The organism is Brevibacillus borstelensis, from assembly GCF_003710865.1.
GTDB classification, from domain to species: domain Bacteria; phylum Bacillota; class Bacilli; order Brevibacillales; family Brevibacillaceae; genus Brevibacillus; species Brevibacillus borstelensis.
Window position 1 is genome coordinate 1 of the sequence record NZ_RHHO01000076.1, and the last position, 380, is coordinate 380.

Genomic DNA, 380 nt, shown 5'->3' on the forward strand with positions numbered 1-380 from the left:
TGCGGCCGAAGATTGTCGCAATTTTGTCACCTTGTGATACTATGTAACATAGGTGACTTCACTTAATGGTGGAAGGGGTTGTCTTACATGAAGAAGCAAGTACACAGCAGCGAAGTCAGAAAAGCCGCATTGGATCGTTTGGCAGAGCGCGGTGTGCGCGTAGAGGATATCGCGGAGATCGTATATTTGATGCAATCGCCCTATCATCCTGACCTGACCATGGAACCGTGCATCGAGAGCGTAAAGGCTGTTCTGGAGAAAAGGGAAATGCAGCATGCCATCCTCGTGGGCATTGAGCTGGATACATTGGCGGAAAAGGGCCTATTGTCTGAGCCGCTGCAGTCGATTATCGCCTCCGATGAAGGCTTGTTTGGCTGCGA

Annotated in this window: 1 pseudogene; it reads left to right on the forward strand. The window is 50.5% G+C overall.

Annotated elements, in window-relative coordinates:
- Positions 1–87 precede the first annotated feature (87 nt).
- Positions 88–380, forward strand: a pseudogene (locus EDM54_RS25510) (phosphatidylglycerophosphatase A family protein); the annotation flags it as partial.